The 26,993-nt window shown below is 72.9% G+C and carries 23 protein-coding genes; 6 read left to right on the plus strand and 17 right to left on the minus strand.

Features of this window, described 5'->3' with window-relative positions:
* The 3 genes from ABT238_RS28010 to arc form a co-directional block, all read right to left on the minus strand.
* A complete protein-coding gene (locus ABT238_RS28010; protein ID WP_350569195.1) occupies positions 1-219 on the minus strand; it encodes a ubiquitin-like protein Pup in 219 nt (72 codons plus the stop codon).
* A 182-nt stretch (positions 220-401) separates the two neighbouring features.
* Positions 402-1,913 (minus strand): depupylase/deamidase Dop, encoded by a 1,512-nt coding sequence (gene dop / locus ABT238_RS28015; RefSeq protein ID WP_350569196.1) that lies wholly within the window; start codon positions 1,911-1,913, stop codon positions 402-404.
* A gap of 216 nt (positions 1,914-2,129) precedes the next feature.
* On the minus strand, positions 2,130-3,896 hold the full coding sequence (arc, locus tag ABT238_RS28020) for a proteasome ATPase (RefSeq protein WP_350569198.1): 1,767 nt from the start codon (positions 3,894-3,896) through the stop codon (positions 2,130-2,132).
* Between the two features lie 286 nt (positions 3,897-4,182).
* On the opposite strand from arc, the gene ABT238_RS28025 reads away from it, so the two are divergent.
* Positions 4,183-4,485, plus strand: coding sequence for a ferredoxin (locus ABT238_RS28025; RefSeq protein ID WP_502884335.1), 303 nt, complete (start codon positions 4,183-4,185; stop codon positions 4,483-4,485).
* Between the two features lie 64 nt (positions 4,486-4,549).
* Here ABT238_RS28025 and ABT238_RS28030 read toward each other — a convergent pair whose 3' ends face one another.
* From ABT238_RS28030 to ABT238_RS28040, 3 genes are all read right to left on the minus strand, one after another.
* A complete protein-coding gene (locus ABT238_RS28030) occupies positions 4,550-5,155 on the minus strand; it encodes a hypothetical protein (RefSeq protein ID WP_350569201.1) in 606 nt (201 codons plus the stop codon).
* 127 nt (positions 5,156-5,282) lie between these two features.
* Complete coding sequence (locus ABT238_RS28035; RefSeq protein WP_350569202.1) at positions 5,283-6,242, minus strand: tRNA (adenine-N1)-methyltransferase; 960 nt, start codon at positions 6,240-6,242, stop codon at positions 5,283-5,285.
* Positions 6,243-6,299: 57 nt separating this feature from the next.
* Complete coding sequence (locus ABT238_RS28040) at positions 6,300-7,520, minus strand: site-2 protease family protein (protein ID WP_350796856.1); 1,221 nt, start codon at positions 7,518-7,520, stop codon at positions 6,300-6,302.
* 180 nt (positions 7,521-7,700) lie between these two features.
* Between ABT238_RS28040 and ABT238_RS28045 the strand changes: the two genes are divergently transcribed.
* Entirely contained in the window at positions 7,701-8,609 is a 909-nt protein-coding gene (locus tag ABT238_RS28045) for a RecB family exonuclease (protein ID WP_350569206.1), read from the plus strand.
* Positions 8,610-9,281, plus strand: coding sequence for a response regulator (locus ABT238_RS28050; RefSeq protein WP_350569208.1), 672 nt, complete (start codon positions 8,610-8,612; stop codon positions 9,279-9,281).
* Positions 9,282-9,382: 101 nt separating this feature from the next.
* On the opposite strand, the gene ABT238_RS28055 is transcribed toward ABT238_RS28050, so the two are convergent.
* From ABT238_RS28055 to metH, 3 genes are all read right to left on the minus strand, one after another.
* A complete protein-coding gene (locus ABT238_RS28055; protein WP_350569209.1) occupies positions 9,383-10,984 on the minus strand; it encodes an ABC transporter substrate-binding protein in 1,602 nt (533 codons plus the stop codon).
* A gap of 290 nt (positions 10,985-11,274) precedes the next feature.
* A complete protein-coding gene (locus ABT238_RS28060) occupies positions 11,275-11,976 on the minus strand; it encodes an HAD family hydrolase (RefSeq protein WP_350796880.1) in 702 nt (233 codons plus the stop codon).
* Positions 11,977-12,116: 140 nt separating this feature from the next.
* Positions 12,117-15,626: a methionine synthase gene (gene metH / locus ABT238_RS28065; RefSeq protein WP_350569213.1), complete on the minus strand. Its 3,510-nt coding sequence runs from the start codon at positions 15,624-15,626 to the stop codon at positions 12,117-12,119.
* Positions 15,627-15,770: 144 nt separating this feature from the next.
* Between metH and ABT238_RS28070 the strand changes: the two genes are divergently transcribed.
* On the plus strand, positions 15,771-16,871 hold the full coding sequence (locus tag ABT238_RS28070) for a glycoside hydrolase family 18 protein (RefSeq protein WP_350569214.1): 1,101 nt from the start codon (positions 15,771-15,773) through the stop codon (positions 16,869-16,871).
* 3 nt (positions 16,872-16,874) lie between these two features.
* Here ABT238_RS28070 and ABT238_RS28075 read toward each other — a convergent pair whose 3' ends face one another.
* Positions 16,875-17,402: an SRPBCC family protein gene (locus ABT238_RS28075; RefSeq protein ID WP_350796914.1), complete on the minus strand. Its 528-nt coding sequence runs from the start codon at positions 17,400-17,402 to the stop codon at positions 16,875-16,877.
* A gap of 317 nt (positions 17,403-17,719) precedes the next feature.
* Between ABT238_RS28075 and ABT238_RS28080 the strand changes: the two genes are divergently transcribed.
* Positions 17,720-18,670: a PAC2 family protein gene (locus ABT238_RS28080; protein ID WP_350569218.1), complete on the plus strand. Its 951-nt coding sequence runs from the start codon at positions 17,720-17,722 to the stop codon at positions 18,668-18,670.
* A gap of 73 nt (positions 18,671-18,743) precedes the next feature.
* On the opposite strand, the gene mshC is transcribed toward ABT238_RS28080, so the two are convergent.
* From mshC to ABT238_RS28110, 6 genes are all read right to left on the minus strand, one after another.
* A complete protein-coding gene (gene mshC / locus ABT238_RS28085; protein ID WP_350569219.1) occupies positions 18,744-19,973 on the minus strand; it encodes a cysteine--1-D-myo-inosityl 2-amino-2-deoxy-alpha-D-glucopyranoside ligase in 1,230 nt (409 codons plus the stop codon).
* Between the two features lie 243 nt (positions 19,974-20,216).
* The gene (locus ABT238_RS28090) at positions 20,217-21,086 is read right to left on the minus strand and encodes a dioxygenase family protein (protein WP_350569221.1); all 870 of its coding nucleotides are present in this window, start codon (positions 21,084-21,086) and stop codon (positions 20,217-20,219) included.
* 141 nt (positions 21,087-21,227) lie between these two features.
* Complete coding sequence (locus tag ABT238_RS28095) at positions 21,228-22,145, minus strand: helix-turn-helix domain-containing protein (protein ID WP_350569222.1); 918 nt, start codon at positions 22,143-22,145, stop codon at positions 21,228-21,230.
* 150 nt (positions 22,146-22,295) lie between these two features.
* Positions 22,296-23,072 (minus strand): SCO1664 family protein, encoded by a 777-nt coding sequence (locus ABT238_RS28100; protein ID WP_350569235.1) that lies wholly within the window; start codon positions 23,070-23,072, stop codon positions 22,296-22,298.
* A 92-nt stretch (positions 23,073-23,164) separates the two neighbouring features.
* Positions 23,165-23,734 (minus strand): DUF3090 domain-containing protein, encoded by a 570-nt coding sequence (locus ABT238_RS28105; RefSeq protein ID WP_350569223.1) that lies wholly within the window; start codon positions 23,732-23,734, stop codon positions 23,165-23,167.
* 229 nt (positions 23,735-23,963) lie between these two features.
* Entirely contained in the window at positions 23,964-24,671 is a 708-nt protein-coding gene (locus ABT238_RS28110) for an MSMEG_4193 family putative phosphomutase (protein ID WP_350569224.1), read from the minus strand.
* 131 nt (positions 24,672-24,802) lie between these two features.
* Here ABT238_RS28110 and ABT238_RS28115 point away from each other — a divergent pair, with 131 nt between their 5' ends.
* Positions 24,803-25,795, plus strand: coding sequence for a magnesium and cobalt transport protein CorA (locus ABT238_RS28115; RefSeq protein ID WP_350569225.1), 993 nt, complete (start codon positions 24,803-24,805; stop codon positions 25,793-25,795).
* 76 nt (positions 25,796-25,871) lie between these two features.
* Here the strand turns inward: ABT238_RS28115 and ABT238_RS28120 are convergent, their stop codons facing one another.
* A complete protein-coding gene (locus ABT238_RS28120; protein ID WP_350569227.1) occupies positions 25,872-26,930 on the minus strand; it encodes an LLM class F420-dependent oxidoreductase in 1,059 nt (352 codons plus the stop codon).
* Positions 26,931-26,993 lie beyond the last annotated feature (63 nt).

Consider the following 26,993-nt stretch of genomic DNA (forward strand, 5'->3'; position numbering starts at 1 on the left):
TTACTGCCCGCCCTTTTGCACGAACTGCCGCACGAAATCCTCGGCGTTCGATTCCAGGACCTCGTCGATTTCGTCCAGAACCGCGTCGACGTCGTCGCTCAGCTTTTCCTGGCGCTCCTTGAGGTCGTCCGAATTCTGCGCTTCCGCGGCCTGCTCCTCGACCTCCTCGGAGGAGCGGTTCGCCCGCTGCTGGCCGCCGTCGGTGTCCTTGCTCGCCATTTACCTCACCCCGCTCGATCGTCTGGCACGGTTTGGTCGTTGCTTGCTGCATCGACCCTATACACAAGGTGCGACAACCCGCTTCCGGTTTGCCGGTGGCGCTTCCTGTCCAACACCCGCCGTCCCCCCGGATGATTCCCATTTGCCCGGCGTTCACCCGTGGTGATCGGAAAGTGACCCGGCTACCCGCCGGAGAGCACCCGGAGCAGGTCCTCCGCCGTGCGGCAGCGGTCCAGCAGCTCCTTGACGTGGTTGCGGGTGCCCCGCAGCGGCTCCAGGGTGGGCACCCGCTGGAGCGAGTCCCGGCCCGGCAGGTCGAAGATGACCGAGTCCCAGGAGGCCGCCGCGACGTGCTCCGCGTACTGCTCCAGGCAGCGGCCGCGGAAGTACGCCCGGGTGTCCTCCGGGGGCTTGGTGACGGCCCTGGTGACCTCCTCCTCGGTCACCAGCCGGTCGAACCGGCCACGGGCCACCAGGCGGTTGTAGAGGCCCTTCTCGGGCCGTACGTCGCTGTACTGGAGGTCGACCAGCTGGAGCCGCGGATTGTCCCACTCCAGGGCGTCCCGGCTGCGGTAGCCCTCCAGGATCTCCCGCTTGGCGATCCAGTCCAGCTGGCGGGAGAGCGACATCGGGTCGCGCTCCAGCCGGCCCAGCACGTCCTCCCAGCGGGCCAGCACGTCCACGGTCTGCTCGTCGGCGTCGGTGCCGAAGCGGTCCTCGACGTACTTGCGGGCCAGCTCGCAGTACTCCAGCTGGAGCTGGACGGCGGTGAGCCGGCGCCCGCTGCGCAGGGTGACCAGGTGCTTCAGCGTGGGGTCGTGCGAGATCCGGTGCAGGGTGCGCACCGGCTGGTCGACGGCCAGGTCGGAGGTGATGAAGGCGTCCTCGATCATGGCGAGGACCAGCGAGGTGGTGCCGAGCTTGAGGTAGGTGGAGATCTCGGAGAGGTTGGCGTCGCCGATGATCACGTGCAGCCGGCGGTACTTCTCGGCGTCGGCGTGCGGTTCGTCCCGGGTGTTGATGATCGGCCGCTTGAGGGTGGTCTCCAGGCCGACCTCGACCTCGAAGAAGTCGGCGCGCTGGCTGATCTGGAAGCCGTGGGCGGAGCCGTCCTGCCCGATGCCGACCCGGCCGGAGCCGGTGACCACCTGGCGCGAGACGAAGAACGGGGTGAGGTGGCGGACGATGTCGGCGAACGGGGTCGCCCGCTTCATCAGGTAGTTCTCGTGGGTGCCGTAGGAGGCGCCCTTGTTGTCGGTGTTGTTCTTGTACAGGTGGATGTTCTGCCCGTTGGGCAGCTCCAGCGCGCGCTGTGCGGCCGCCGCCATGATCCGTTCGCCGGCCTTGTCCCAGAGCACGGCGTCGCGCGGGTTGGTCACCTCGGGCGAGCTGTACTCCGGGTGCGCGTGGTCCACGTAGAACCGCGCGCCGTTGGTGAGGATGACGTTGGCGAGGCCGATGTCCTCGTCGGTCAGCTGGCTGGCGTCGGCGACGTCCCGTGCGAGGTCGAAGCCCCGGGCGTCGCGCAGCGGATTCTCCTCCTCGAAGTCCCAGCGGGCCCGCCGTGCCCGGTGCATCGCCGCCGCGTACGCGTTGACGATCTGGGACGAGGTGAGCATGGCGTTGGCGTTGGGGTGCCCGGGCACGGAGATTCCGTACTCGGTCTCGATGCCCATCACGCGCCGTACGGTCATGCGGCCCTCCTTGCCCGGTGTGCCGCCCCCGGCGGGCGGTCCACGCTGACGTACCGCTGAACAGCACCGACGCCGGCCGTCTGCCCGCGAACGGTGGGTCGAGCCTAGAACGCGGTGCCGACCGGCGGGCCCCGAGACGCGCCGTCCGGCTGCGGGGCCGCGAGGCGCCACAGCCGGACGGGGTGCGTGCGTTCCGGGGGACCCGGAGCGGGTCGGCTACAGGTACTGCCCGGTGTTGGCGACAGTGTCGATGGAGCGGCCGGACTCGGCGCCCTGCTTCCCCGTGACGAGGGTGCGGATGAACACGATCCGCTCGCCCTTCTTGCCGGAGATCCGGGCCCAGTCGTCCGGGTTGGTGGTGTTCGGCAGGTCCTCGTTCTCCTTGAACTCGTCCACGCAGGCGTTGAGCAGGTGGGAGACCCGCAGACCGCGCTGGCCGTGGTCGAGGTAGTCCTTGATGGCCATCTTCTTGGCCCGGTCGACGATGTTCTGGATCATCGCGCCGGAGTTGAAGTCCTTGAAGTACAGGACCTCCTTGTCACCGTTGGCGTAGGTGACCTCCAGGAAGCGGTTCTCCTCCGTCTCGGAGTACATCCGCTCCACCACCGACTGGATCATCGCGGCCACCGTGGCCTCGACGGAGCCGTCGTGCTCCTTGACGTCGTCCGGGTGGAAGGGCAGCGAGTCCTTGAGGTACTTGGAGAAGATGTCCTTGGCCGCCTCGGCGTCCGGGCGCTCGATCTTGATCTTGACGTCCAGACGGCCCGGCCGCAGGATCGCCGGGTCGATCATGTCCTCGCGGTTCGAGGCGCCGATGACGATGACGTTCTCCAGGCCCTCCACGCCGTCGATCTCGGCGAGCAGCTGGGGGACGATGGTGTTCTCGACGTCCGAGCTGACGCCCGAGCCGCGGGTGCGGAAGAGCGACTCCATCTCGTCGAAGAAGACGATGACGGGGGTGCCCTCGCCCGCCTTCTCCCGGGCCCGCTGGAAGACCAGGCGGATCTGCCGCTCGGTCTCGCCGACGTACTTGTTGAGCAGCTCGGGGCCCTTGATGTTGAGGAAGTAGCTCTTCCCCTGGGGCCGGCCGGTGACCTCGGCGACCTTCTTGGCCAGCGAGTTCGCCACGGCCTTGGCGATCAGCGTCTTGCCGCAGCCGGGCGGGCCGTAGAGCAGCACGCCCTTGGGCGGGCGCAGCTCGTACTCCTTGAAGAGCTCGGCGTGCAGGTAGGGCAGCTCGACCGCGTCGCGGATGAGCTCGATCTGGTTGGCGAGGCCGCCGATCTGGCGGTAGTCGATGTCCGGGACCTCCTCGAGGACCAGCTCCTCGACCTCGGCCTTCGGCACGACCTCGTACACGTAGCCGGAACGCGGTTCCAGCAGCAGGGCGTCCCCCGCCCGGAGGGTGGCCTCGCGCAGCGGTTCGGCGAGTCGGACCACCCGCTCCTCGTCGGTGTGGCCGATGACCAGGGCACGCTCGCCGTCCTCCAGGACCTCCTTGAGGGTGACGAGGTCGCCGATGCGCTCGAAGGCCATCGCGTCCACGATGTTGAGGGCCTCGTTGAGCATGACTTCCTGGCCGCGGCGCAGCTCGTCGAGGGCGACGTTGGGGCTGACGTTCACGCGGAGCTTGCGGCCGCCGGTGAAGATGTCGGCGGTGCCGTCCTCGTTGGAGCTGAGGAAGACGCCGAATCCCGCCGGGGGCTGTGCCAGCCGGTCCACTTCCTCCTTGAGGGCCACGATCTGGTCGCGGGCCTCACGCAGGGTGGAGGCGAGCCGTTCGTTCTGGGCGGTCACGCCGGCCAGGTTGGTCTGGAGCTCGACGATCCGCTCTTCGAGGATTCTCGAATTGCGCGGCGAGTCGGCGAGCTTGCGGCGCAGCACGGCGATTTCCTGCTCAAGGTACGAGACCTGAGCGGCCTCGTCGGAACCACGAGCGGGCCTGCCGGTGCTGCGGTTGTAGTCGTCATCGTGGGCTGCCACGGTCCTCACCTCCTCCGGGGAGCTGGACGCTTCCAGACCCTACCTGGGACCAGGGGTCCGTAAACCCCTAGATCAAGAAAGATGGAACGGGCGTGTCCGATCTTCGCCCTCGCGTGCTTCCCCTCTGCTAGGGGGATACCCACCGCGCACGGGCCAAAGCGGGCCAGATGTATCGTCGATCGAGTCGATATCCGATCGCGACCGACGCACGGGGTCCGATCGTTGTACGAATGGCGGGAATGCCCCAGGACGGGGCGTCTCGGGACAGAAACGGCGGACAATCATCATGTCGGTGAGCGAGTCGACGACGGCGGCCGAGCCGCTGGAGGTGTGGATCGACCAGGATCTGTGCACCGGCGACGGCATCTGCGCGCAGTACGCGCCCGAGGTGTTCGAGCTGGACATCGACGGCCTCGCCTATGTGAAGGGCGAGGACGACGAGTTGCGCCAGCAGCCGGGCGAGACGGTGCCGGTGCCGCTGACGCTGCTTCAGGACGTGGTGGACTCGGTGAAGGACTGCCCCGGCGACTGCATCCACGTGCGCCGGGCCTCCGACCGCGTCGAGGTCTACGGGCCTGACGCCGAGTAACAACCCGGCGAGCGGGCGCGGCCCCGCCCCGAGCCGAAGGGCGCGCCGGTGCCGCGCGGGCGAGTTACGTGAGGCTGAGCGGGGCGGCGGTCTGGGAGCGTTCCCAGCCGCCGCCCTTGCGCGTCCAGGTGAGGTCGACCGAGATGTCGGGGGCGAACCGCGGCACGTCGTCGCCGGAGTAGCCCTGCGCGTGGGCGGTGACGGTGCCGTCGGAGCGCAGCGCGAGGCGGCTGACGGTGAGGCCCTCCCGCTCGGAGAGCAGGGTGGCCAGCACGGCGGGACGCCCGCCGGCGCCGTCGCCGAGCAGGTAGACGGCGTCCGGCGGGGTGCCGTTCTCGGCGGCGCAGTGCGCGGCGACGACGGTGCCGGGGCGCCCGTCGCCGAGGTCGGCGGCGAAGTGGGCCGCCACGGTCACCGGGAACGGTCCGCAGTCGAGCGGGAGTTCGGCCCGGGCCGGGTCGGGGGCGGCGGCCGCGGGCAGGGCCCTGGGGGTGGGCCGGGCGGGCCCGGGGGCGCCACTGGCGGGGCCCGCGGCGAGCGCGGCGGCCACCACGGCGGCGCAGCCGGCCACCGTCACGGCCCAGTGCCAGGGGGCGGTGCGCCCGTGCCGGGGGCCGGTGCGGCCCGTGGCGGTCTGCTGTCCAGCCGTCGTCCCGACCGCGGTCTCCACCAGGCGTCCCCTCCGAGGTCTGCGTGAGCGAGCATCGTCCCACACCGGGGCGGCCTCGCGGTGCCCCGGGTGCGGGAACGCGGGAGGGGTGGTACGGCGGCGCCGTACCACCCCTCCGGGAGGTGTCTCAGTCGAGGCCGGCCTGGTCGGCGGCCTCGGCGCGGGCGGCGGCCCGGGCGGCCGCGCGCTCCTGCAGGGACGGCTCGGGGGCCCCGTTGTCGTAGTCCTCGCCGTAGGCGCCCTTGGCCGGACGGCGGCGGCGCAGCGGCGGCTCGACGCCGTCGGCGAGCCGCCGGGCGGTGAGCAGGAAGCCGGTGTGGCCGATCATCCGGTGGTCCGGGCGGACGGCCAGGCCCTCCAGGTGCCAGGTGCGGACCATGGTCTCCCAGGCCTGCGGCTCGGTGAAGGTGCCGTGCTCGCGCAGCGCCTCGACGGTCCTGGACATCTGCGTGGTGGTGGCCACGTAGCAGCAGATGAGGCCGCCGGGGACGAGCGCCTTGGAGGCGACGTCCAGGCACTCCCAGGGGGCCAGCATGTCGAGGATGACGCGGTCGACGTCGGCCTCGACCAGGTTGTCCTGGAGGTCGCCGACGGTGAGCTTCCACGCCGGGTGCGGCCCGCCGAAGTAGCGCTCGACGTTGCCCTTGGCGATGTCGGCGAAGTCCTGGCGGCGCTCGTAGGAGGCGAGCATGCCGGTGTCGCCGACGGCGCGCAGCAGGTAGGTGGAGAGCGCGCCGGAGCCCACGCCGGCCTCGACCACGCGGGCGCCGGCGAAGATGTCGGCCATGGCCAGGATCTGCCCCGCGTCCTTGGGGTAGATCACGGCCGCGCCGCGCGGCATGGACAGGACGTAGTCGGGGAGCAGGGGGCGCAGCGCGAGGTACGGGACGTTCCCCGTGGTGCGCACGACCGTGCCCTCGGGAGCGCCGATCAGCTCGTCGTGCGGGAACGCACCCTTGTGGGTGTGGAACTGGTTCCCGGCCTGGAGCGTGAACGTGTAGTGGCGGCCCTTGGGGTCGGTCAGCTGGACCTGGTCCCCGACCTGGAAGGGCCCGCGTCGGCGGGTGGCACCGGTCGGTTCGGACATGCGGACAATCCTAAGGGAAGCCGACCGTCCGGCTGACCAGGTGACCGGGTGACCGGCTCAGCGGCCGGTGACGGCGGCGGTCAGCCGCTGTTCGATGTCGGTGAGCGCGGCGACCCCGTAGGTGCGCCCGTCCTCCTCGACGACCAGGTACTCGCCGGCGGGGGTGGCCCGCACCGCGCGCAGCAGGTCCTCGCCGGCCAGGTCGGCGGAGAGCCGCAGCCCCGGTTCGAGGTCGCGGGCGAGCGGGCCGACGGCGACCCAGGGGCGGCGGTGCTCGGGGATGCCGCGCACGGCGGCCTCGCGGAGGATGGCGATCGGTTCGCCGCGGCCGTCCACCACGACGACCGCGCCGGCCTGCGCCTCGTGGGCGCGCCGCATGGCCTCGCCGAGCGGGGTGTCGGCGGTGACCTCGACGGCCCGGCGGGCGAGGTCGCGCAGCCGCAGGCCGGGCAGGACCTCCTTGAGGCGGGCGTTGCGCAGCGCTCCGGTGGCGCCGTTCCAGATGATCGCGGCGAGCACGGCGGCGAGGACGGCGTCGACCAGGGTGTCGGTGCGGCTGCGGTCGAGCTCGCGGGCGGAGCTGATCAGCGGCAGGCCGACGAGGACGGCGATGGCGAGCGCGCGGCCGGCCCAGGCGGCGGCGACGGTGCCGGCCATCGGCCGGCCGGTGACGGCCCAGACCACGGCGCGCAGCATCCGGCCGCCGTCCAGCGGCAGGCCGGGCAGCAGGTTGAAGGCCGCGACGATGAGGTTGGAGACCATCAGGCCGGTCAGCAGGACGCCGGGGACGGTGGAGACCTCGACGGCCTGCAGGGCGAGGTAGAAGACGCCGCCGAGGACCAGGGAGAGCAGCGGGCCGACGAAGGCCAGCCAGAACTCGCGCCAGGGGCGTTCGGCCTCGTTCTCGATCTCCGAGACGCCGCCGAAGAACTGCAGCTGGATGCGGCGGACGCCGAGCTTGTAGCGCAGCGCGACGACGGTGTGGGCGAGTTCGTGGACCAGCACCGAGCCGTAGAAGGCGACGGCGAAGGAGAACGCGACCAGGTAGCGGGTGCCGCCGAGGTCGGGCAGCACCCGGTCGAGCTGGCCGCCGAAGACCCAGGTGATCAGGGCCGCGATGATGAACCAGGACGGTGTGACGTAGATCGGCACGCCGAAGGGGCGGCCCATCAGGATGCCGCCGCGGGGTTCCGGCTCGCGGGGCGGCGGGGTCCCCGGCCGGGTGTTGCCGCCCTGCGGTGGCTGGTCGGAGGTCTGCTGCCCCCTGGAGTCGCTCACCGTGTTCCCTTCGTCCGTCGCCCCCGCAGCGCGCCGCGCGCCGGTGCGCCCACGCTACGTGATCGGGGCGGCCGCCCGGCGCTCGCCCCTCGCCTTCCCCTTCGTTCATACCCCGTGGCGGCCGCGATGCGGCAGCACCGTGGCAGCGGGATGACAGCGCGGGGCAATAGGGTCTGGGATATGCAGCAGACCGAGACCAGCAGTCCCGCCGCGGCCCCGCCCCGTCCGGCGGCGGCCCCGACCGGGCTGTCCCCGTCGCGCGCCGGCGACTTCCTCACCTGCCCGCTGTTGTACCGGCTGCGGGTGATCGACCGGCTGCCCGAGCCGCCGAGCGCGGCGGCGACCCGGGGCACCCTGGTGCACGCGGTGCTGGAGCGGCTGTTCGACTCGCCGGCGGCCGACCGGACGCCGGAGCGGGCGCTGGGGCTGCTGCGCCCGCAGTGGGAGCGGCTGCTGGGCGAGCGCCCGGAGCTGGCCGGGCTGTTCCCGGAGGACCCGGACGGCGCCGCGCTGGCCCGCTGGCTGGCGGACGCGGAGAAGCTGCTCTCCCAGTGGTTCCGGCTGGAGGACCCGACCCGGCTGCACCCGGTGGAGCGCGAGCTCTACGTGGAGACGGCGCTGGATTCGGGGCTGCTGCTGCGCGGCTACATCGACCGGGTGGACGTCGCCCCGACCGGCGAGGTCCGGCTGGTGGACTACAAGACCGGCCGGGCGCCCTCGCGGGACTTCGAGGGCAAGGCGATGTTCCAGATGAAGTTCTACGCACTGGTGGTCTGGCGCTGGAAGGGCGTGATCCCCAAGCGGCTGCAGCTGGTCTACCTGGGCGGCGGCGGGGACGTGGTCAGCTACGACCCGGACGAGGCGGACCTGCTGGCGGTGGAGCGCAAGCTGCTGGCGCTGTGGGAGCGGATCGGCCGGGCGGTGGCGACCGGCGACTTCCCGGCGACCCGCAACCGGCTCTGCGACTGGTGCGACCACCGGGCCAGCTGTCCGGAGTTCGGCGGCACGCCCCCGCCGTACCCGCTGCCGCTGGCGCGTACGTCCGACGAGGGCGATCCCACGGGGGATCCCATGAACAAGGAGTCCTAGGTGACGATCCGAGTGCTGCTGGTCGACGACCAGCCGCTGCTGCGCACCGGTTTCCGGATGATCCTGGAGGCCGAGTCCGACCTGGTGGTGGTCGGCGAGGCCGGCGACGGCCAGCAGGCGCTGGACCAGGTGCGGGCGCTGCAGCCCGACGTGGTGCTGATGGACATCCGGATGCCGCGGATGGACGGTGTCGAGGCGACCCGCCGGATCGCCGGTCCGGGGCGGGACGGCCCGGCGAAGGTGCTGGTGCTGACCACCTTCGACCTGGACGAGTACGTGGTGGAGGCGCTGCGCGCGGGGGCGAGCGGCTTCCTGCTGAAGGACGTGCCGGCCGAGGAGCTGGTGCAGGCGATCCGGGTGGTGGCGGACGGCGCGGCGATGCTGGCCCCGTCGATCACCCGGCGGCTGCTGGACATGTACGCCACCAAGCTGCCCTCGGGCGACGAGACGCCTCCGCAGGCGCTGAACGCGCTGACCGAGCGGGAGCTGGAGGTGCTGAAGCTGGTGGCGCGCGGGCTGTCGAACGCGGAGATCGCGGCGGAGCTGTTCGTCAGCGAGACGACGGTGAAGACGCACGTCGGCCATGTGCTGACCAAGCTCCAGCTGCGCGACCGGGTGCAGGCGGCGGTGTACGCCTACGAGAGCGGGCTGGTGCGCCCGGGCACGCTGTAGGGCCCGGAGGGACGGCGAGCGGCCCGTCCGCTCCCCCGGCCGGTGGCCGGGTGGGGCGGGCGGGCCGCTCAGCGCCGCGGGGGCTGCGTGCCGCCGCGCTGCTACTTGCCGCTGCGGCCGATCTCCCAGAAGCGGAAGAAGCCGGTGGTGTCGACGGTGGACTCCACACCCGTGATGTTGGAGCGGGAGGTGAAGAACGCCTTGTTCTGGAACAGCGGGATGAGCGGGGCGTTGGTGGCGACGATGCCCTGGATCTGGGCGTAGGTGCCGGTCGCGGCGGCCCGGTCGGTCTGCTTGAGGGTGTCGGGCACCAGCTTCTGGCTGATCTGCGGGTCGTCCCAGCCGTGGTGGTACGAGCCGCCGTCGACGATCAGCGGGGCGACGTAGTTGTCCGGGTCCGGGTAGTCCGCGAACCAGCCGATCGTGTACAGCTGGTACTTGCCCTCGTTCCAGCCCTTCTTGTAGGTGTCCCAGTCGGGCTCCTGCTGGACGGTGATCTGGAACAGGCCGCCGGCCTCCAGCTGCTTCTTCAGCGTCTCGGCCTCGGCGGCCTCGGCGCGCGAGCGCGACCAGGTGAGGGTGAGCTTGACCGGGGTGGACACCTTGGCGGCGGTGAGGATGGCCTTGGCCTTGGTGACGTCCTGGTCGCCGTAGCGGTCGAAGAAGGCCGTGTTGTGGCCGGTGACGCCGGCCGGGACCATCGAGTACAGCGGCTGGACGGTGCGCGCGAAGACGTCGCGGGCCAGCGACTTGCGGTCGATCAGCTGGGCGGCGGCCTGGCGGACGGCGACGTTGCCGCCGGTGGCGTCCTTGGTGTTGAAGACCAGGTAGCGGGTGTCGTTGCTGTCGCCCTCGACGACGCGCAGGTCGGTCTTGCCGCCCTGCTGGTCGGAGAGGATCTGCGCGGCGGTGTTCGGCTCCAGGCTGTTGTCGGCGAGGTCGACGTCGCCGTTGTCCAGCGCGGTCTTGAGGTCGGCCGGCTTGTCGTAGTAGCGCAGGGTGAACTTCTTGTTCCGCAGCTTGGCGTCGCCGGTGTACTTGTCGTTCGGCAGCAGCACGACCTTCGCCGGGCCGCCGTTGGCCATCGCCTCGACCGATTCGATCCGGTACGGGCCGGAGCCGATCTGCTTGTCGTTGGGCAGCGCCTTGTCGGCCGGGTAGACCTCCTGGTCGACGATGGCGCCGGCCGGGCCGGCCAGCTTCGCGGGGAGGGTGGCGTCGGGCTGGCCGAGGTGGAAGACCACCTCGGTGTCGTTGGGCGCCTCGACGGACTTGATCGACGACAGCAGGCCGGCCGGGCCGTTCGGGTCGTTGATCTTCAGGGTCCGCTGGATCGAGTGGACGACGTCGGCGGCGGTGAGCGCGTGGCCGTTGGAGAACTTCAGCCCGGACTTGAGCGTGCAGTGGTACTGGGTGGCGTCACCGGCGGTGAACTCGCAGGACTGCGCGGCGTCCGGGGTGGGCGCGCTGGAGGCGGCCGGGTAGCTGAGCAGCGACTGGAAGGTGTTGCGCATCAGCAGCCAGGAGCCGGCGTCGTAGGCGATGGCCGGGTCCAGGGAGCTGGTCAGCGCGGTCGTGCCCATGGTGATCGCCTTGTCGCCGTCCCCCTTGACGGCGTCGGTGACCGAGCCGCAGCCGGCCACCGAGGCGGCGACGATTCCGGCACAGCCGAGCACGGCCAGTCGTTCAGCTGAAGTCTTCACGGGTCGCGTCCTTCTGGGGTGCGGTCCGGCTGCGATCGCGGGCACGACGGGGGGTGCCCGTCAGCGGCGGTGCCTGGGCTCGGGGGTGGAACGAACTGGAGTAGCGTGCCATATCGAACACACACCCCCGACACCCGCACAGGTGACGTTTGGGACACGGCGACGGGGCTCTGGGCTGGCCCGTCCGACGAGTTGTCAGGCAATGCCCGTTTTCTCCCGGGGCGCTCCCCCGGGCCGGGCGGCCCTGCCCGCTTACCGGTCGGTAGTGGCGCTCCGCAATGAGACGACAATCACACTCGCGAGGCCACCAGGGAGCGCAGCAGCTCCAGATCGACCTGCTCCAGCGAGGAGAGCACCAGCCGCCCCGGGGCCGGCTCGATCGGCGCCACCGAGGGCACCGCGACCACCGGGCAGCCGGCCGCCTCGGCGGCCCGCACCCCGGTCGGCGCGTCCTCCACCACCACGCAGCGGGCCGGGTCGGCACCCAGCCGGCGGGCCGCCTCCAGGTACGGGTCCGGGTGCGGCTTGGTGCGCGGCACCTCGTCCCCGGCGACCGAGAACGCGAAGTGCTCGGCGCCCAGCGAGCGGAGCACGATGTCGATGATGTGCCGGTGCGAGGCGGACACCAGCGCGGCCGGCACGCCGTGCGCGGCCAGCGTGTTGAGCAGCCGCTCGGCGCCCGGCATCAGCGGCACCCCGCCGCCGAGCAGGTCGACGAAGCGCTGGTTGATCAGCACGGTCAGGTCGGCCGGCGACAGGTCCACCCCGGTGCTGCTCAGCAGGTGGTCGATCACCCGGGTCATCGGGCCGCCGACCACGTGGGCACGGTCCTCGGCGGTCAGCTGGTAGCCCAGGTCGGCGAAGAGCGAGGCCTCCGCCTGCCACCAGAAGTCCTCGGTGTCGACCAGCGTCCCGTCCATGTCCAGCAGCACCGCCTGGAGGCCCCGGTCGTCGTCGCCGAGGAGCTGGGTGGCGGTGGAGATGGTGGTCATGGCGGGATCCTTCCGTCCGTGCCCGGATCGGCCCCGGGGATGGCACGGGCCGGCCCGCTGGTGAGCGGACCGGCCCGTTCAGGATCATCAAGGATACGCCCGGAGCGCCCGGATCGGGCGAACGTTGCGCAACCCGTGCGTTACCGGGCGTTGAAGTACTTCGCCTCCGGGTGGTGGATCACGATCGCGTCGGTGGACTGCTCCGGGTGCAGCTGGAACTCCTCGGAGAGCACCACGCCGATCCGCTCCGGCTTCAGCAGCTCGGCGATCTTGGCGCGGTCCTCCAGCTCCGGGCAGGCCCCGTAGCCCAGCGAGAACCGGGCGCCGCGGTACTTGAGCGCGAACATGTCCTTGACGTCCTGCGGGTCCTCGTCGCCGAAGCCCAGCTCGTAGCGGACCCGGGCGTGCCAGAACTCGGCCAGCGCCTCGGCCAGCTGGACGGACAGGCCGTGCAGCTCCAGGTAGTCGCGGTAGGAGTTGTCGGCGAACAGCTCGTTGGCCGCCTCGGAGATCCGGTTGCCCATGGTGACCACCTGGAGGCCGACCACGTCGCGCACCCCGGACTCCTCCGGGCGGAAGAAGTCCGCCAGGCACAGCCGCCGCCCGCGCCGCTGGCGCGGGAAGGTGAAGCGGGTCCGCTCGGTGCCGTCCTCGTGGAAGACGATCAGGTCGTCGCCCTTGGAGTTGGCCGGGAAGTAGCCGTAGACCACGGCCGCCTCCAGCCAGCCCTCGGTCTGCAGCCGGTCCAGCCACATCCGCAGCCGCGGCCGGCCCTCGGTCTCCACCAGCTCCTCGTAGGAGGGCCCCTCGCCGCTGCGGGCGGCCTTCAGCCCCCACTGGCCCTTGAACAGCGCGTCCTCGTCCAGCCAGGAGGCGTAGTCGGCGAACGGCACGCCCTTGACGATCCGCTCGCCCCAGAACGGCGGGGCCGGCACCCGGTTGTCCGCCGCCACGTCGGAGCGGATCTGGCCGAGGTTGACCTCCTCCGGCTCCTCGACCTCCACCCGGGCGTGCCGGCGCTGCTTGAGCTCCGGCAGCACCGCGCCCGGCACGCCGCGCTTGACCGCGATCAGCGCGTCCATCAGCCGCAGGCCCTCGAAGGCGTCCCGGGCGTAGCGGACCTCGCCCTCGTAGATCTCGTACAGGTCCTGCTCGACGTAGGCGCGGGTCAGCGCGGCGCCGCCGAGGATCACCGGGAACTGGGCCGCCAGCTTGCGCTGGTTCAGCTCCTCCAGGTTCTCCTTCATGATCACGGTGGACTTGACCAGCAGGCCGGACATCCCGATGACGTCCGCGTTGTGCTCCTGCGCGGCGTCCAGGATCGCCGAGACCGGCTGCTTGATGCCCAGGTTGACCACGTTGTAGCCGTTGTTGGACAGGATGATGTCGACCAGGTTCTTGCCGATGTCGTGGACGTCGCCCTTCACGGTGGCCAGCACGATGGTGCCCTTGCCCTCCGAGTCGGACTTCTCCATGTGCGGCTCCAGGTGCGCCACCGCGGTCTTCATCACCTCGGCGGACTGGAGCACGAACGGCAGCTGCATCTGGCCGGAGCCGAACAGCTCGCCGACCACCTTCATGCCGGACAGCAGGGTGTCGTTGATGATCTCCAGCGCCGGACGGGCCGTCAGCGCCTCGTCCAGGTCGGCCTCCAGGCCGGCCCGCTCGCCGTCGATGATCCGGCGCTGCAGGCGCTCGTCCAGCGGCAGCGCCGCCAGCTCCTGCGCCTTGGACGCCTTGACCGAGGCCGAGGAGACGCCCTCGAACAGCTCCAGCAGGCGCTGCAGCGGGTCGTAGCCGTCCCGGCGGCGGTCGTACACCAGGTCGAGCGCGGCCTCGCGCTGGTCCTCCGGGATCCGCGAGATCGGCAGGATCTTGGAGGCGTGCACGATCGCCGAGTCCAGGCCGGCCTCCACGCACTCGTGCAGGAAGACCGAGTTGAGGACGACCCGGGCGGCCGGGTTGAGGCCGAAGGAGATGTTGGACAGGCCCAGCGTGGTCTGCACCGCCGGGCGGCGGCGCTTCAGCTCGCGGATCGCCTCGATGGTCTCGATGCCGTCCCGGCGGGACTCCTCCTGGCCGGTGGCCAGGGTGAAGGTCAGACAGTCGACCAGGATCGAGCCCTCGTCGATGCCGTAGTCGGCGGTGAGCTCGGCGATCAGCCGCTCGGCGATCTCCACCTTCTTGTCGGCGGTGCGGGCCTGGCCCTCCTCGTCGATGGTGAGCGCGATCAGGCCGGCACCGTGCTCGCGGGCCAGCGAGGCGATCCGCCCGAACCGCGACTCCGGGGCGTTGCCGTCCTCGTAGTTGACCGAGTTGAGCACCGCGCGGCCGCCGAGCGCCTCCAGGCCCGCCCGCAGCACCTCCGGCTCGGTGGAGTCCAGCACGATCGGCAGGGTCGAGGCGGTGGCCAGCCGGCCGGCGATCTCCTTCATGTCGGCGACGCCGTCGCGGCCGACGTAGTCCACGCACAGGTCCAGCAGGTGCGAACCGTCCCGGATCTGGTCGCGGGCGATCTCCACGCAGGCCTGCCAGTCGCCGGCCAGCATCGACTCGCGGAACTTCTTCGAGCCGTTGGCGTTGGTGCGCTCGCCGATCGCCAGGTACGAGGTGTCCTGACGGAACGGCACCGACTGGTACAGCGAGGCCGCGGACGGCTCCGGGCGCGGGTCGCGCGGGGTCACCGGACGGCCCTGCACCCGCTCGACCACCTGGCGCAGGTGCTCGGGGGTGGTGCCGCAGCAGCCGCCGACCAGCGACAGCCCGTACTCGCGGGTGAAGACGTCGTGCGCGTCGGCCAGCTCGGACGGGCTCAGCGGGTAGTGCGCGCCGTCCTTGCCCAGCACCGGCAGACCGGCGTTCGGCATGCAGGACAGGCCGATCCGGGCGTTCTTCGCCAGGTAGCGCAGGTGCTCGCTCATCTCGGCCGGGCCGGTGGCGCAGTTCAGGCCGATGTAGTCGACGCCCAGCGGCTCCAGGGCGGTCAGCGCGGCGCCGATCTCCGAGCCGAGCAGCATGGTGCCGGTGGTCTCGACGGTCACCTGGGCCAGCACCGGCAGGTCCACGCCCGCATCGGCCAGCGCCTGCTTGGAGCCGAGGATCGCGGCCTTGGTCTGCAGCAGGTCCTGGCTGGTCTCCACCAGCAGGGCGTCCGCGCCGCCGGCGATCAGACCGGCCGCGTTCTGCCGGAAGCCCTCGCGCAGCGTCTCGTAGGGGGCGTGGCCGAGGGTCGGCAGCTTGGTGCCGGGGCCGATCGAGCCGAGCACCCAGCGCGGCCGGCCGTCCACGGCGGTGTGCGCGTCGGCGGACTCGCGGGCCAGCCGGGCACCGGCCTCGGAGAGCTCGTGGATCCGCTCGGCGATCTCGTACTCGCCGAGCGCGGAGTGGTTGGCACCGAAGGTGTTGGTCTCCACGCAGTCCACGCCCACCGCGAAGTAGGCGTCGTGCACCGAGCGGACGATGTCGGGCCGGGTCAGGTTGAGGACCTCGTTGCAGCCCTCCAGGTTCTGGAAGTCCTCCAGCGTGGGGTCCTGTGCCTGGAGCATGGTTCCCATCGCTCCGTCGGCCACCACCACACGGGTGGCCAGTGCCTCGCGCAGCGCGTTCGCGCGGCTCTGCCGGGTGACGGACGGGGTGGCTGCAGTGGCCATGGGGCTTCTCCCTGGGTGCGACGGCTGTCGGCTTTGCGCACCCGCTGGATCGGGGACGCACGTGGCCAGGGTATCGGGCCCGGGGCCGGTGGCGACCACCAGTTCCGTATCCTGAACGCTCGGCCATGAGGGGGGAACGACGGCATGACCGCATTCCGGACACGACTACGAGACGGGGCGCGCCGGGCGCCGGGGTGGGCCGCGGCCCGGGCGCGGGCGCTGCGGGCCCGCTGGCGCGGCTGGTCGTGGTGGCGGAAGACGCTGGTGGTGGCGGTGACGGCGCTCGCCGTGGTCGCCCTGCCGGTCGGCTCGGCGGCCCTCGCGCTGCGCCTGCAGTACGTCGGCGATCCCTCGCCCGAGGCCCGTACCCGGGGGCGCGACGCGGTCTGGCTCGGCCACGCCTGGGTCGACGGCCGGAAGGGTGACGCCGACATCGCCGACCTCGCCCGGCGGCTGGCCGGCACGGGCGTACGGGACCTGTACGTGCACACCGGACCGCTGGAGCACGACGGCTCGCTGCCGCCCTCCGTCCACCCCCGCGCCCGCTGGTTCACCGACGCCGCCCACCGGGCGCTGCCCGGCATCCGGGTGCAGAGCTGGCTCGGCGACGAGGTGAAGCCGGAGAAGGACGCCCTCGACCTGGAGGACGTCGCCACCCGCGCGCGGGTCACCGCCTCCGCCGTCCAGGTGCTGGACCTCGGCTTCGACGGCGTGCACTTCGACATGGAGCCGATCCGGCCCGGCTCGAAGGGCTGGCTCGACCTGCTGGAGCGGGTGCGCCCGGTCACCGCCGGCCGCGGCGCCGTGCTCTCGGTGGCCGCCCCGCAGATCGACCCGCTGCCGTACCAGCACACCGTGGGCATCGCGCTCACCGGCCACGGCAAGTGGTGGGACCAGGCGTACTTCGCGGCCACCGCGCGCCGGGTCGACCAGATCGCGCTGATGACCTACGACTCCAGCATGCCGACCGAGGGGTTCTACGGCGCCTACAACGCCTACCAGACCGAACTCGCCCTGGAGGCCACCCCCGAGGACGTCGACCTGCTGATGGGCCTGCCGTTCTACTGGGAGGACAAGTGGGGCCACTGGGGCGACGCCGAGACGGTGACCGCCGGGATCCGGGGCATCCGGCTGGGCCTGGGCCGGTACGACCTGCAGCGGCAAAGCTTCGGCGTCGGCCTGTACGTGGACTTCGCCGCCACCGAGCAGAACTGGGCCGACTACCGGCGCGAGTGGGTGCGGTAGCGCTCAGGCCGGGGACATCCGGTGGGCCAGCGCGGCCAGGAAGCGGTGGACGGCGGCGCCCTCGCCGGTCACGTAGTGCGAGACGGCCCGGTACAGCGGCTGGTAGACCTCGCCGCGCTCGGTGACGGTGAGCGTGCAGCCCCCGCCGGCCCCGGTCAGCACGAACGTCCAGGTCCCGCCGTACGGCAGGTCGGGGTCGGCGATGCCGGTCACCAGGCGGTGCGGGGCCTCGCTCTCCAGCACCTCGTACACGGTGTGGCCGTGCCGCCCGTACTCGCACCAGCGGGCCAGGCCGGCCGCGGTGGCGGGCAGCCGCTCGACCCGCGACACGTCCGGGCGCCAGGCCGGGAAGAGCTCGACGTCGGTCAGCACCTCCCAGACCGCGCCGGGCGGCTGCGCCAGGTCCAGACCGCCCCCGCTGACGTGCTCCACCGGCAGCCGCCGTCCCGCGGCCAGGGTCGCCGCCACCGCCGCGGCCGCACCGGCCGCCAGCACCGCCACCGCGCCGCCCGTCCACCGCCATCCGCACATCCGCCGGCTCCTCGCAGCCTCGCCGCCCGGCCCCCGCCTCCCATCATCGCGCCGCCGCCGTGCTCCGGCACGGGGCGGACGGCGGCGGGGCCGGCGGGCGGGCGGATAACCGGTGGATCGTGGCCGTCCCCTCCCCCAGACTGTCCCGGTGGCCCGGCGGAACGGGGCTTCAAAGCCCGTAGGCTGGGCAGGTAGGGAACCATGGAGCGAGGCGTTCCATGGGTGACGAGAGGTTCGACCGTCGGCATCCGGCCCGCCGGCGCCCGGGCAGTCCCGGCCGGGCGGGGCGGAGGCGGCCGACCGGAGGGAGACGCTGGGTGATCGAGCTGGAAGATGTTCCCGAGTTGATCGACCCGGTGATGGTCTGCGCCTTCGAGGGGTGGAACGACGCGGGCGACGCCGCCTCCGCGGCCCTGGCGCATCTGGACGAGACCTGGGGCGGCAAGGTGTTCGCCGCGCTCGACGCGGAGGACTACTACGACTTCCAGGTCAACCGGCCCACCGTGTGGCTGGACGGCGGGGTGCGCCGGATCACCTGGCCGACCACCAGACTCTCGGTGATCCGGGTGACCGAGCCGAAGACCCGCGACGTCGTCCTGGTGCGCGGCATCGAGCCGAGCATGCGGTGGCGCTCGTTCTGCAACGAGCTGCTCGGCTTCGCGCACGAGCTGGGCGTCGAGCTGGTGGTGATCCTGGGCGCGCTGCTCGGCGACACCCCGCACAGCCGTCCGGTGCCGGTCAGCGGCGTCACCTCCGACCCCGAGCTGGCCCGTCGGCTGGAGCTGGAGGAGAGCCGCTACGAGGGCCCGACCGGGATCGTCGGGGTGCTGCAGGAGGCCTGCACGCACGCCGGGGTGCCGGCGGTGACGCTCTGGGCGGCGGTGCCGCACTACGTCGCGCAGCCGCCCAACCCGAAGGCCACCCTGGCGCTGATCAACAAGCTGGAGGACCTGCTGGACCTGCGCATCCCGCCGGGCGACCTCGGCGAGGACGCCCGGGCCTGGCAGCTGGGCGTGGACCAGCTGGCCGCCGAGGACAGCGAGGTCGCCGAGTACGTCCAGCAGCTGGAGGAGGCGCAGGACACCGCGGAGCTGCCGGAGGCCTCGGGCGACGCGATCGCCCGGGAGTTCGAGCGCTACCTGCGGCGCCGGGAGAACGTCGGGCCGACCGGGGAGAAGCCGGTCGCCGGGCACGCCACCGCGGAGCGGCCCGCCGATCCGGAGCCGCCGTCCGCCCGGGAGAGCCAGGACGGTGCCGAGGAGGAGTGAGTCCCCTCCCCGCACGGACGCCGAAGGGGCGCCGGGACCAGTGGTCCCGGCGCCCCTTCGGCGTACGGATCCGCTAGAGCGCCACGCCGAGCAGCGCGTCCACGGTGCGGGTGACCAGGCCGGGGGCGCCGGTGTCGGTGCCGCCCTCCGCCTGCTGCGCGGCGGCCCAGCGGTCCACGGCGGCCAGCGCGGCGGGCGCGTCGAGGTCGTCGGCGAGCGCCGCGCGGACCTCGGCGAGCAGCTGCTCGGCGGCCGGGCCGTCCGGCCGGGAGACGGCGGCGCGCCAGCGGGCGAGCCGCTCGACGGCCTCGTCCAGGGTCGCCTTGGTCCACTCCCAGTCCTCGCGGTAGTGGTGCGAGAGCAGGGCGAGGCGGATCGCGGCCGGGTCGACGCCCTCGCGGCGCAGCGCCGAGACGAAGACCAGGTTGCCGCGGGACTTGGACATCTTGTGGCCGTCCAGGCCGACCATGCCGGCGTGCACGTACGCCCGGGCGTACGGGTGCGCGCCGGTGGCGACCTGGGCGTGCGAGGCGCCCATCTCGTGGTGCGGGAAGGAGAGGTCGCTGCCGCCGCCCTGGATGTCGAAGGACATCCCGAGGAACTGCAGCGCGATGGCGACGCACTCGATGTGCCAGCCGGGGCGGCCGTGGCCGAGCTCGGTGTCCCAGGCGGGCTCGCCGGGGCGGGCCGCGAGCCAGAGCAGGGCGTCCAGCGGGTGGCGCTTGCCGGGACGCTCCGGGTCGCCGCCGCGCTCGGCGAAGAGCGGGTGCATGGCCTCGCGGGTGAGGCCGGAGACCTCGCCGAAGCGCGGGTCGGCCTCGACCGAGAAGTAGATGTCGCCGTCCAGCTCGTAGGCGGCCCCGCTCGCGAGCAGCTTCTGGACCAGCGGGACGATCCACGGGATGGACTCGACGGCGCCGATGTAGTGGGCCGGCGGGAGCAGCCGCAGCGCGGTCATGTCCTCGCGGAAGAGCGCGGTCTCGCGCTCGGCGAGGGCCACCCAGTCCTGGCCGGTCTCGACCGCGCGCTGCAGCAGCGGGTCGTCGACGTCGGTGACGTTCTGCACGTAGAGGACGTCGTGGCCGGCGTCCTTCCACACCCGCTGCACCAGGTCGAAGGCGTTGTAGGTGGCGGCGTGGCCCATGTGGGTCGCGTCGTAGGGCGTGATGCCGCAGACGTAGATCCGGGCGGTGCCGTCCTGCGGCACGACCTCCCGGATGCCTCCCGTCGCGGTGTCGTGGATTCGGAGGGGGAGCCCCTGACCAGGCAGGGCGGGAACCTCGGAGGCGGGCCAGGCATGCATGGCATTGACTTTAACCGTGAGAACATTTGAAAGCCTAACCAGTCGGCAAGATCGACTGGATTCGCTTCTTTTCGTGGCCCGGTCGGTTCCGGACCGATAGTGCCCGGCGCTTGACAGCGCCGGGCAACCGTCCCGGATCCGCCCCGCGCACGGCCTCGCGGGGCGGACCGGGCGGACGGGCCGCCCGGCCGGCCCTGCCGCCGACCGGGCGCCCGCGACCCTCTTGGCGCGCGGCCGGAGCCGCTACAACCGCCGCCAGAGGGCCGGCACGTTCGGCGGCTCCCACCCGGTGATGGCCGTGTGCCCCTGGAGGCACTGGTAGGAGGCGCCGCCATAGGTGACGCGGTCGCCCGCGTTGTAGAAGGTGCCGGCGGCCCAGGTGCCGCCGCCGGTCTGGGTCGGCGTCGGCGAGGTGGGCGTCGGCGTGGTGGGCGTGGCCGTCGGGGTCGGGGTCTGCGCCACGTTGAGCACGAAGTCGAACGTGCCCTCCTTGGCCGAGCCGACCTGGCGGACGTTCATCAGCAGCCGCGCGTCGTAGATGGTGTCGGTGCTGTTGCGCGGCTCGTTCGGGAAGTACAGCTGGGTGGTGACCACCGGCCGGTTGGGCGCCTGGAGCTTGACGTGGATGTGCCGGGTGCGGCCCGGGTAGAGGCCGGGCACGATCGTGGTGAGGCTGAACGCGCCCTGGGCGTTGGTGAACTGGTGCCCGCGGAAGGTGAAGCCGACGTTGTCGTAGTTGCCGTTCACGTCGGCCTGCCAGAAGTCCATCAGGACGTTGGCCACCGGAAGGCAGGCGCGGCCGAAGACGTAGCCGCTGACCGTGAGCCGGGTACCCGGGGTGCTGTCGGTGATGAGCGAGGTGCGCAGCGGGGAGTTGGGCTTGAAGTAGGGCCCCTCGGTCTGCTCGATGGTCGGGGCGTCGCCGTCGTGGCACTCGGGGGTGAAGTCCGGCATCTCGCCGGTCCCCACCCGGTCACGGGCCAGGGCGACGCCTCCGCCGACCAGCAGCGGCGCGGTGCCGAGCACGGCGGCGGCCCTGAGGACGGTCTTGCGGCTGATCCGGCGGTCGATCGGACCGTCCGTCCCGGTGAGGGGCTCTTCGGACGCGGGCATGCGCCGACTCCTTTGCTGTCAGTGTGGGGGATCCGGTGGTGCTGTCCGGGGGCGGCCCTTGCCATGGTGGGGGCATGACAAGGACCGGGCCGGCGGGCCGCCCGCTCGCGCCGGGCGGTCCGCCGGTGGCCAGCAGTCAACCTACGGGCCGTCCGGAGCCGCCGCGATGGACGTGATCCGGGGATCGTGGTGATTTCCTCCGACCCTCGCCCGGAACTCCCCCGGCGTCATCCCGGTCTCCCGCCGGAAGAACCGGCAGAAGTACGCCGGATCGCCGAAACCGGCCTCCCGGGAGACCTGCCGCACGGTCAGTTCGGTGCAGGCCAGCAGGCGTTTGGCCTCCAGGGTCTGCTGCTGGCGGATCAGCCGGCCCGGGGTGCGGCCGGTCGCCTGTTTGACCGTCGCCTGCAGGTGCCCCGGGGAGACGCCCAGCTCGTGCGCGCAGGAGGCGACCGAGCGCTGCACCCCGCCCGGGGTGGCGATCAGCCGGGTGAAGGCGGCCGCGAGGTCCCCGGTGCGGCCGGGGAGCGCGCCCGCGCCGCCGGGCGAACAGGCCCGCAGGGCGCGCACGACGAGGATGTGCAGGCTGGCCCGCAGCACACCCGGGTAGCCGGTCGCCCGGGCCCGGTACTCGGCCTCCATGTCCGCCAGCAGTCCGGCGATCGGCCCGGCCTGCTCCCCCAGCCGCACCGCCGGGCGGGAGGCGAGGGTGCGCAGCGCGACGAGGTCCTGGGGGTGGGACAGCAGGAAGTCCTCGTTGAACAGCACGACCTGTCCGGTGAGGTCGTCCGCGTCCGCCCAGTAGTGCACCTGGCCGGGTGCGATCACGCACAACTGCGGGGGCTGCAGCGGCCGCTGGACCAGGTCCAGGACGTGGGCGCCGCGCCCTCCGGTGAGGAAGACGATCTCGTAGAAGGAGTGCCGGTGGGGGAAGCCGGCCCGGGACAACGGGCCGATCGCGTCGAAACTGCCGATCGCGAACGGGAGCAGATGCGGCAGCGGGACCTGGAGGCGGTGCAGCGGCAGGTCCAGGTGGGGGGTGGTCCGTCGCTCGTCCATCGTCGCAGTGTGCGGCCAGGGCGGCTCACCGGTCCAGACCAATACCGGCTGAGCCGCCCCGTGGACCTTGGGATCGAGGGGTGGACCGCTGCCGGGCCTTCGGCTCGGGCCGGAGAGCCCGCCCCGAGCGGGATCGGGCGAGCGGGCGAGTCACACCGGCGGCCAGGGGATGGAGGGCCAGTCCTCGGAGGGCAGGGGGTGGGTGCCGGTGGCGAGCAGGGCGGCCACCCGGGCCCGGGTGGCGTCCAGCTCGGCGGCGGTCAGGTGCGGGGCCAGCCGCTCCCCCAGCGCGCCGTCCAGCCCGTCGGCCAGCCCGGCCAGCACCGCGGGCGCCTCGGCGGGCAGCGGCTGCCCGGCCCAGCCCCAGAGCAGGGTGCGCAGCTTGCCCTCGGTGTTGAAGGTGACGCCGTGGTCGATGCCGTAGAGGCGGCCGTCGGCGGCCGGGATCAGGTGGCCGCCCTTGCGGTCGGCGTTGTTGAGGACGGCGTCCAGCACCGCGAGCCGGCGCAGCCGCCCGTCGTCGGGGTGGACCAGCAGCGCGGTGCGCCCGTCGCCGACCTCGGCCCGGACGATCGGCAGCCAGCCGTCCTCGGGGCCGCGCGGGTCCTGGAGCGCGAGCAGCGGGGCGGCGTCCGGGTCGGGCTCCACCCACAGCTGCACCATGCCGGGGCCGTGCGGGCCCTCGCGCAGCACGGTGGGCGGGACCAGACCCCAGCCGGTGGCGGCGGACAGCTCGTACGCGGCGACCTCGCGGCCGGCCAGGGTGCCGTCCGGGAAGTCCCACAGCGGGCGCTCGCCGGCCACCGGCTTGTAGACGGCCTGCGCCGCGCCGCCGTCGGGCGCGGTGACGGTGCAGTAGAGGGCGGCGTTGGAGGCGTCGGTGAGCCGGCCGTGCACGGTCAGCTCGCCCTCGCGCAGCAGCCGCAGCGCGCTCGGCGGGTCGGCGGCGAGGGCGGCGGCCTCGGCGGGGTCGGACCGCGGCGGCTCCGGCGGGTCGGCGGGCCGCGCGGTCGGGGCGTTCAGCGCCGGTACCCGTTCGCGCGCGGGCACAGGTGGCCCTCCGGGTCGAGCGGCAGGTTGCAGAACGGGCAGGGCTTGCGGCCGGCCGCGACGAGGTCCAGGGCGCGCTTGGCGAACACCCGGGCCATCGCGCCGGACAGCCGCACCCGGAGCATGTCGGGGCCGTTCTCGTCGTCCTCGAAGACGGCGGCGCCCTCGTCCTCGCCCTCCTCGTCCTCGACCAGCGCCTGGGCCTCGACGACCAGGCAGCCGTCCACGCTGTCCCAGGCGAGCGCCATCGTGCCGACCCGGAACTCCTGCTCCAGCGGCAGGTCCAGCGGCGCGGTGTCGAGCAGGTCCTGCGGGGCGGTGGCCGGGATGGTGGCGTCACCGCCGCTGCGGCGCAGCGCCTCGTCGAGGACCTCGTCGATCCGCTCGGCGAGCGCGGCGACCTGGGTCTTCTCCAGCAGCACGCTGGTGATCCGCCCACGGGCGCTGGCCTGCAGGTAGAACGCCCGGGCGCCGGGCTGGCCGACGGTGCCGGCCACGAACCGTTCGGGCTGGTCGTAGAAGAAGACCTGACGGGTCACGCTCTCGCTCCGGGTCGTATCGATCGTCGTGGACGTCCGCGGACGCCGCTGGGGTCGGTCGGGGGTCGGGGCTGGGTGGTCCGGGGTGCCCGGGCCTGCGGCGCGGGGACCCACTGGTCACCCTACGACCTCCGGGGCCGCGCCGGGGAGCCGAGGCCCGGGGCGGGGGCCGGGACGCGGGCCGGCGGGGTTCGGGCGGGCCGCCCGGCGGGCGGGTCGGGCGGGCGGCTCAGGCCGCGCCGGTGGAACCGCCGACCACCGCGTCCCCGCTCGGGCCGCCGCGCCCGGCCGGGCCTGCGGGCCGCGGGGCGAGGGCGGCGAGGTCGCCGGTGTCGCCCATCCGCAGCACGAAGGGGCGCCGCGCGGTGTAGCGGATCGCGGTGACCGAGCAGGGGTCGACGTTGATCCGCTGGAAGTGGTCGAGGTGCAGGCCGAGCGCGTCGGCCACCACCGCCTTGATCACGTCGCCGTGCGAGCAGGCGATCCAGACCGCGTCCTCGCCGTGCTCGGCGGCGATCTTCTCGTTCCACTCGCGGACCGCGTTCACCGTGCGGTGGCTCAGCTCGCGCAGCGACTCGCCGCCGGGGAAGGCGGCGGCGGCCGCGTGGTCCTGGACGGTGCGCCACAGCGGCTCCTTGGCCAGCTCGGCCAGCGGCCGGCCGGTCCACTCGCCGTAGTGGCACTCGCCGAGCCGCTCGTCCAGCGCGGGGCCGGCCAGGCCGGGGCGGGCGGCGAGCAGCGGCTCCAGGGTCTGCCGGCAGCGCTCCAGCGGGCTGCTGACCGCCTGGACCAGCGGGACCGCGGCGAGCCGGTCGGCGAGGGCGGCGGCCTGCGCGCGCCCGGTGTCGTCGAGCTCCACCCCGGGCGTCCAACCGGCCAGGATTCCGGCGGTGTTCGCGGTGGAGCGGCCGTGGCGGACGAGCAGCAGGGTGGGCATGGGGCCTACCCTACGGCCTCCCGCGCCGGGACGGGCCCGCCCCCGGGTCCTGCCCGGGAGCGGGCGGACGGGCCGGTCCCGGGGCGAACCGCCGTCGCGGCGGATGTCCCGGAAGAGGCCGAGAGGCCACAATGGCCCGCATGATCGTCCATTGCGCCATCTACCGCGACGGCCGACCGGTCGCGACGCCCGCGGACCCGGCCGGCAGCCTCGCCGCCGCGCGCGCGGCGGGTCCGGGCGGCTTCGTCTGGATAGGCCTGTTCGAGCCCACCACCGAGGAACTCGACCGGGTCGGCGCCGAGTTCGGCCTGCACCCGCTGGCCGTCGAGGACGCGGTCGGCGCCCACCAGCGCCCCAAGGTGGAGCCGTACCAGGGCTCGCTGTTCGTGGCGCTCAAGACCCTGGGCTACCACCCCGGCGGCCACGCGGTGACCAGCGGCGAGGTGATGCTCTTCGTCGGCGAGGACTTCGTGATGACCGTCCGGCACGGCGCCGACACCCCGCTCGGTGACCTGCGCTCCCAGCTGGAGCGGCAGCCGGAGGTGCTCAGGTTCGGCCCGAGCGCCGTGCTGCACTCGGTCTGCGACACGGTGGTGGACGGCTACGTGGACGTGGCCGTCGGCATCCAGGCGGACCTCGACGAGCTGGAGGCGGACGTCTTCGCGCCCGGGCGGGTGGGGCGCGACATCGCGGGCCGGATCTACGGCTACAAGCGGCAGCTGGTGACCGTCCGCCGGGCCACCGGCCCGCTGGTCGACCCGATGCTGCGGCTGGAACGCGGCGGCGTGCCGTACGTGCGGCCCGAGGCGCTGCCCTACCTGCGGGACGTCGCCGACCACCTGGCCCGCACCAACGACCAGGTGGAGGGCATGGACCGGCTGCTGTCGGACATCCTGGCGGCCAATCTGGCGCAGGTCAGCGTGCAGCAGAACAACGACATGCGGAAGATCTCCGCCTGGGCGGCGCTGGCCGCCGTGCCGACGATGATCGCCGGCGTCTACGGGATGAACTTCGAGCACATGCCCGAGCTGCGCCAGCCGTGGGGCTACCCGGCGGCGGTCGCGCTGATGGTCACGGTCTGCGTACTGCTGCACCGGGTGTTCAAGCGGCACGACTGGCTCTGACCGGGCGGGGCCGCCCCTCCCCGTGGGCGCGGGAAGAGGCGGCGGCCGTCGCGCGGGGGCCGTCACCGGGGAGCCGTCACGCGAGGCCGGCGCGCTCCAGGGCCTCGACGCCGGTGCGCAGCGCCGTGATCCGCTCGTCGAGCGTGAAGCCGGCCGGGGCCAGGGTGAGCGTGGTGACCCCGGCGTCCGCGTAGGCCTGCATCCGGTCGGCGATCCGGGCGGTGTCGCCGATCAGCGAGGTGGCGTCGATGAGGTCGTGCGGCACGGCGGCGGCCGCGCCCGCGTGGTCCCTGGCCAGGTAGCGCTCCTGGACCTCGTCGGCGGCCTGCTCGTAGCCCATCCGGCGGGCGAGCTGGTTGTAGAAGTTCTTCTCCTTGCTGCCCATGCCGCCGATGTAGAGCGCGGTGTAGGCCCGCTGCGAGTCGACCCCGGCCTCGATGTCCTCGCCGACCGCGATCGCGACCGTCGGGCAGACGTCGAAGCCGTCGAACTCCCGGCCGGGCTCGGCGCCGGCCCTGGCGCGGCCGGCCCGCAGCGGGTCGAGCGAGAGCGCGGCGTGCGCGGGGTCGAAGAAGATGCCGAGCCAGCCGTCGGCGATCTCGCCGGTCTGCTCCAGGTTCTTCGGCCCGATGGCGGCGATGTACAGCGGGATGTGCTCGCGCACCGGGTGCACGGTGAGCTTGATCGGCTTGCCCGGGCCGCCGGGCAGCGGCAGCGTCCAGTGGGCGCCCTCGTGGACCAGCCGCTCGCGGGACATCGCCTTGCGGATGATCTCCACGTACTCGCGGGTGCGGGCCAGCGGCTTGTCGAACTTCACGCCGTACCAGCCCTCGGAGACCTGCGGGCCGGAGACGCCGAGGCCGAGCCGGAAGCGGCCGCCGGAGAGGGTGTCCAGGGTGGCGGCGGTCATCGCGGTCATCGCCGGGGTGCGGGCCGGGATCTGGAAGATGGCCGAGCCGACGTCGATCCGCTCGGTCCGGGCGGCGACGTAGGAGAGCACGGTGGCCGCGTCCGAGCCGTACGCCTCGGCGGCCCAGCAGACCGAGTAGCCGAGCCGGTCGGCCTCCTGCGCGACCGCGATGTTGTCGGCGTCCATGCCGAGTCCCCAGTAGCCGAGGTTGATGCCGAGTCGCATGGGGGCACTGCCTTCCAGTCGGGTTGCTCGGGAGCGCGACGACGCGTCCGGCGACATGCTACT

It is taken from the genome of Kitasatospora sp. NPDC001527 (genome assembly GCF_040298605.1).
Lineage (GTDB): Bacteria > Actinomycetota > Actinomycetes > Streptomycetales > Streptomycetaceae > Kitasatospora.

Coding starts and splice junctions, on each gene's coding strand:
- ABT238_RS28010 (WP_350569195.1), bottom strand. CDS start 219: ATGGCGAGCAAGGACACCGACGGCGGCCAGCAGCGGGCGAACCGCTCC.
- dop (WP_350569196.1), bottom strand. CDS start 1,913: ATGACCGTACGGCGCGTGATGGGCATCGAGACCGAGTACGGAATCTCC.
- ABT238_RS28025 (WP_502884335.1), top strand. CDS start 4,183: ATGTCGGTGAGCGAGTCGACGACGGCGGCCGAGCCGCTGGAGGTGTGG.
- ABT238_RS28035 (WP_350569202.1), bottom strand. CDS start 6,242: ATGTCCGAACCGACCGGTGCCACCCGCCGACGCGGGCCCTTCCAGGTC.
- ABT238_RS28045 (WP_350569206.1), top strand. CDS start 7,701: ATGCAGCAGACCGAGACCAGCAGTCCCGCCGCGGCCCCGCCCCGTCCG.
- ABT238_RS28060 (WP_350796880.1), bottom strand. CDS start 11,976: ATGACCACCATCTCCACCGCCACCCAGCTCCTCGGCGACGACGACCGG.
- metH (WP_350569213.1), bottom strand. CDS start 15,626: ATGGCCACTGCAGCCACCCCGTCCGTCACCCGGCAGAGCCGCGCGAAC.
- ABT238_RS28070 (WP_350569214.1), top strand. CDS start 15,771: ATGACCGCATTCCGGACACGACTACGAGACGGGGCGCGCCGGGCGCCG.
- ABT238_RS28075 (WP_350796914.1), bottom strand. CDS start 17,402: ATGTGCGGATGGCGGTGGACGGGCGGCGCGGTGGCGGTGCTGGCGGCC.
- mshC (WP_350569219.1), bottom strand. CDS start 19,973: ATGCATGCCTGGCCCGCCTCCGAGGTTCCCGCCCTGCCTGGTCAGGGG.
- ABT238_RS28090 (WP_350569221.1), bottom strand. CDS start 21,086: ATGCCCGCGTCCGAAGAGCCCCTCACCGGGACGGACGGTCCGATCGAC.
- ABT238_RS28095 (WP_350569222.1), bottom strand. CDS start 22,145: ATGGACGAGCGACGGACCACCCCCCACCTGGACCTGCCGCTGCACCGC.
- ABT238_RS28110 (WP_350569224.1), bottom strand. CDS start 24,671: ATGCCCACCCTGCTGCTCGTCCGCCACGGCCGCTCCACCGCGAACACC.
- ABT238_RS28115 (WP_350569225.1), top strand. CDS start 24,803: ATGGCCCGCATGATCGTCCATTGCGCCATCTACCGCGACGGCCGACCG.
- ABT238_RS28120 (WP_350569227.1), bottom strand. CDS start 26,930: ATGCGACTCGGCATCAACCTCGGCTACTGGGGACTCGGCATGGACGCC.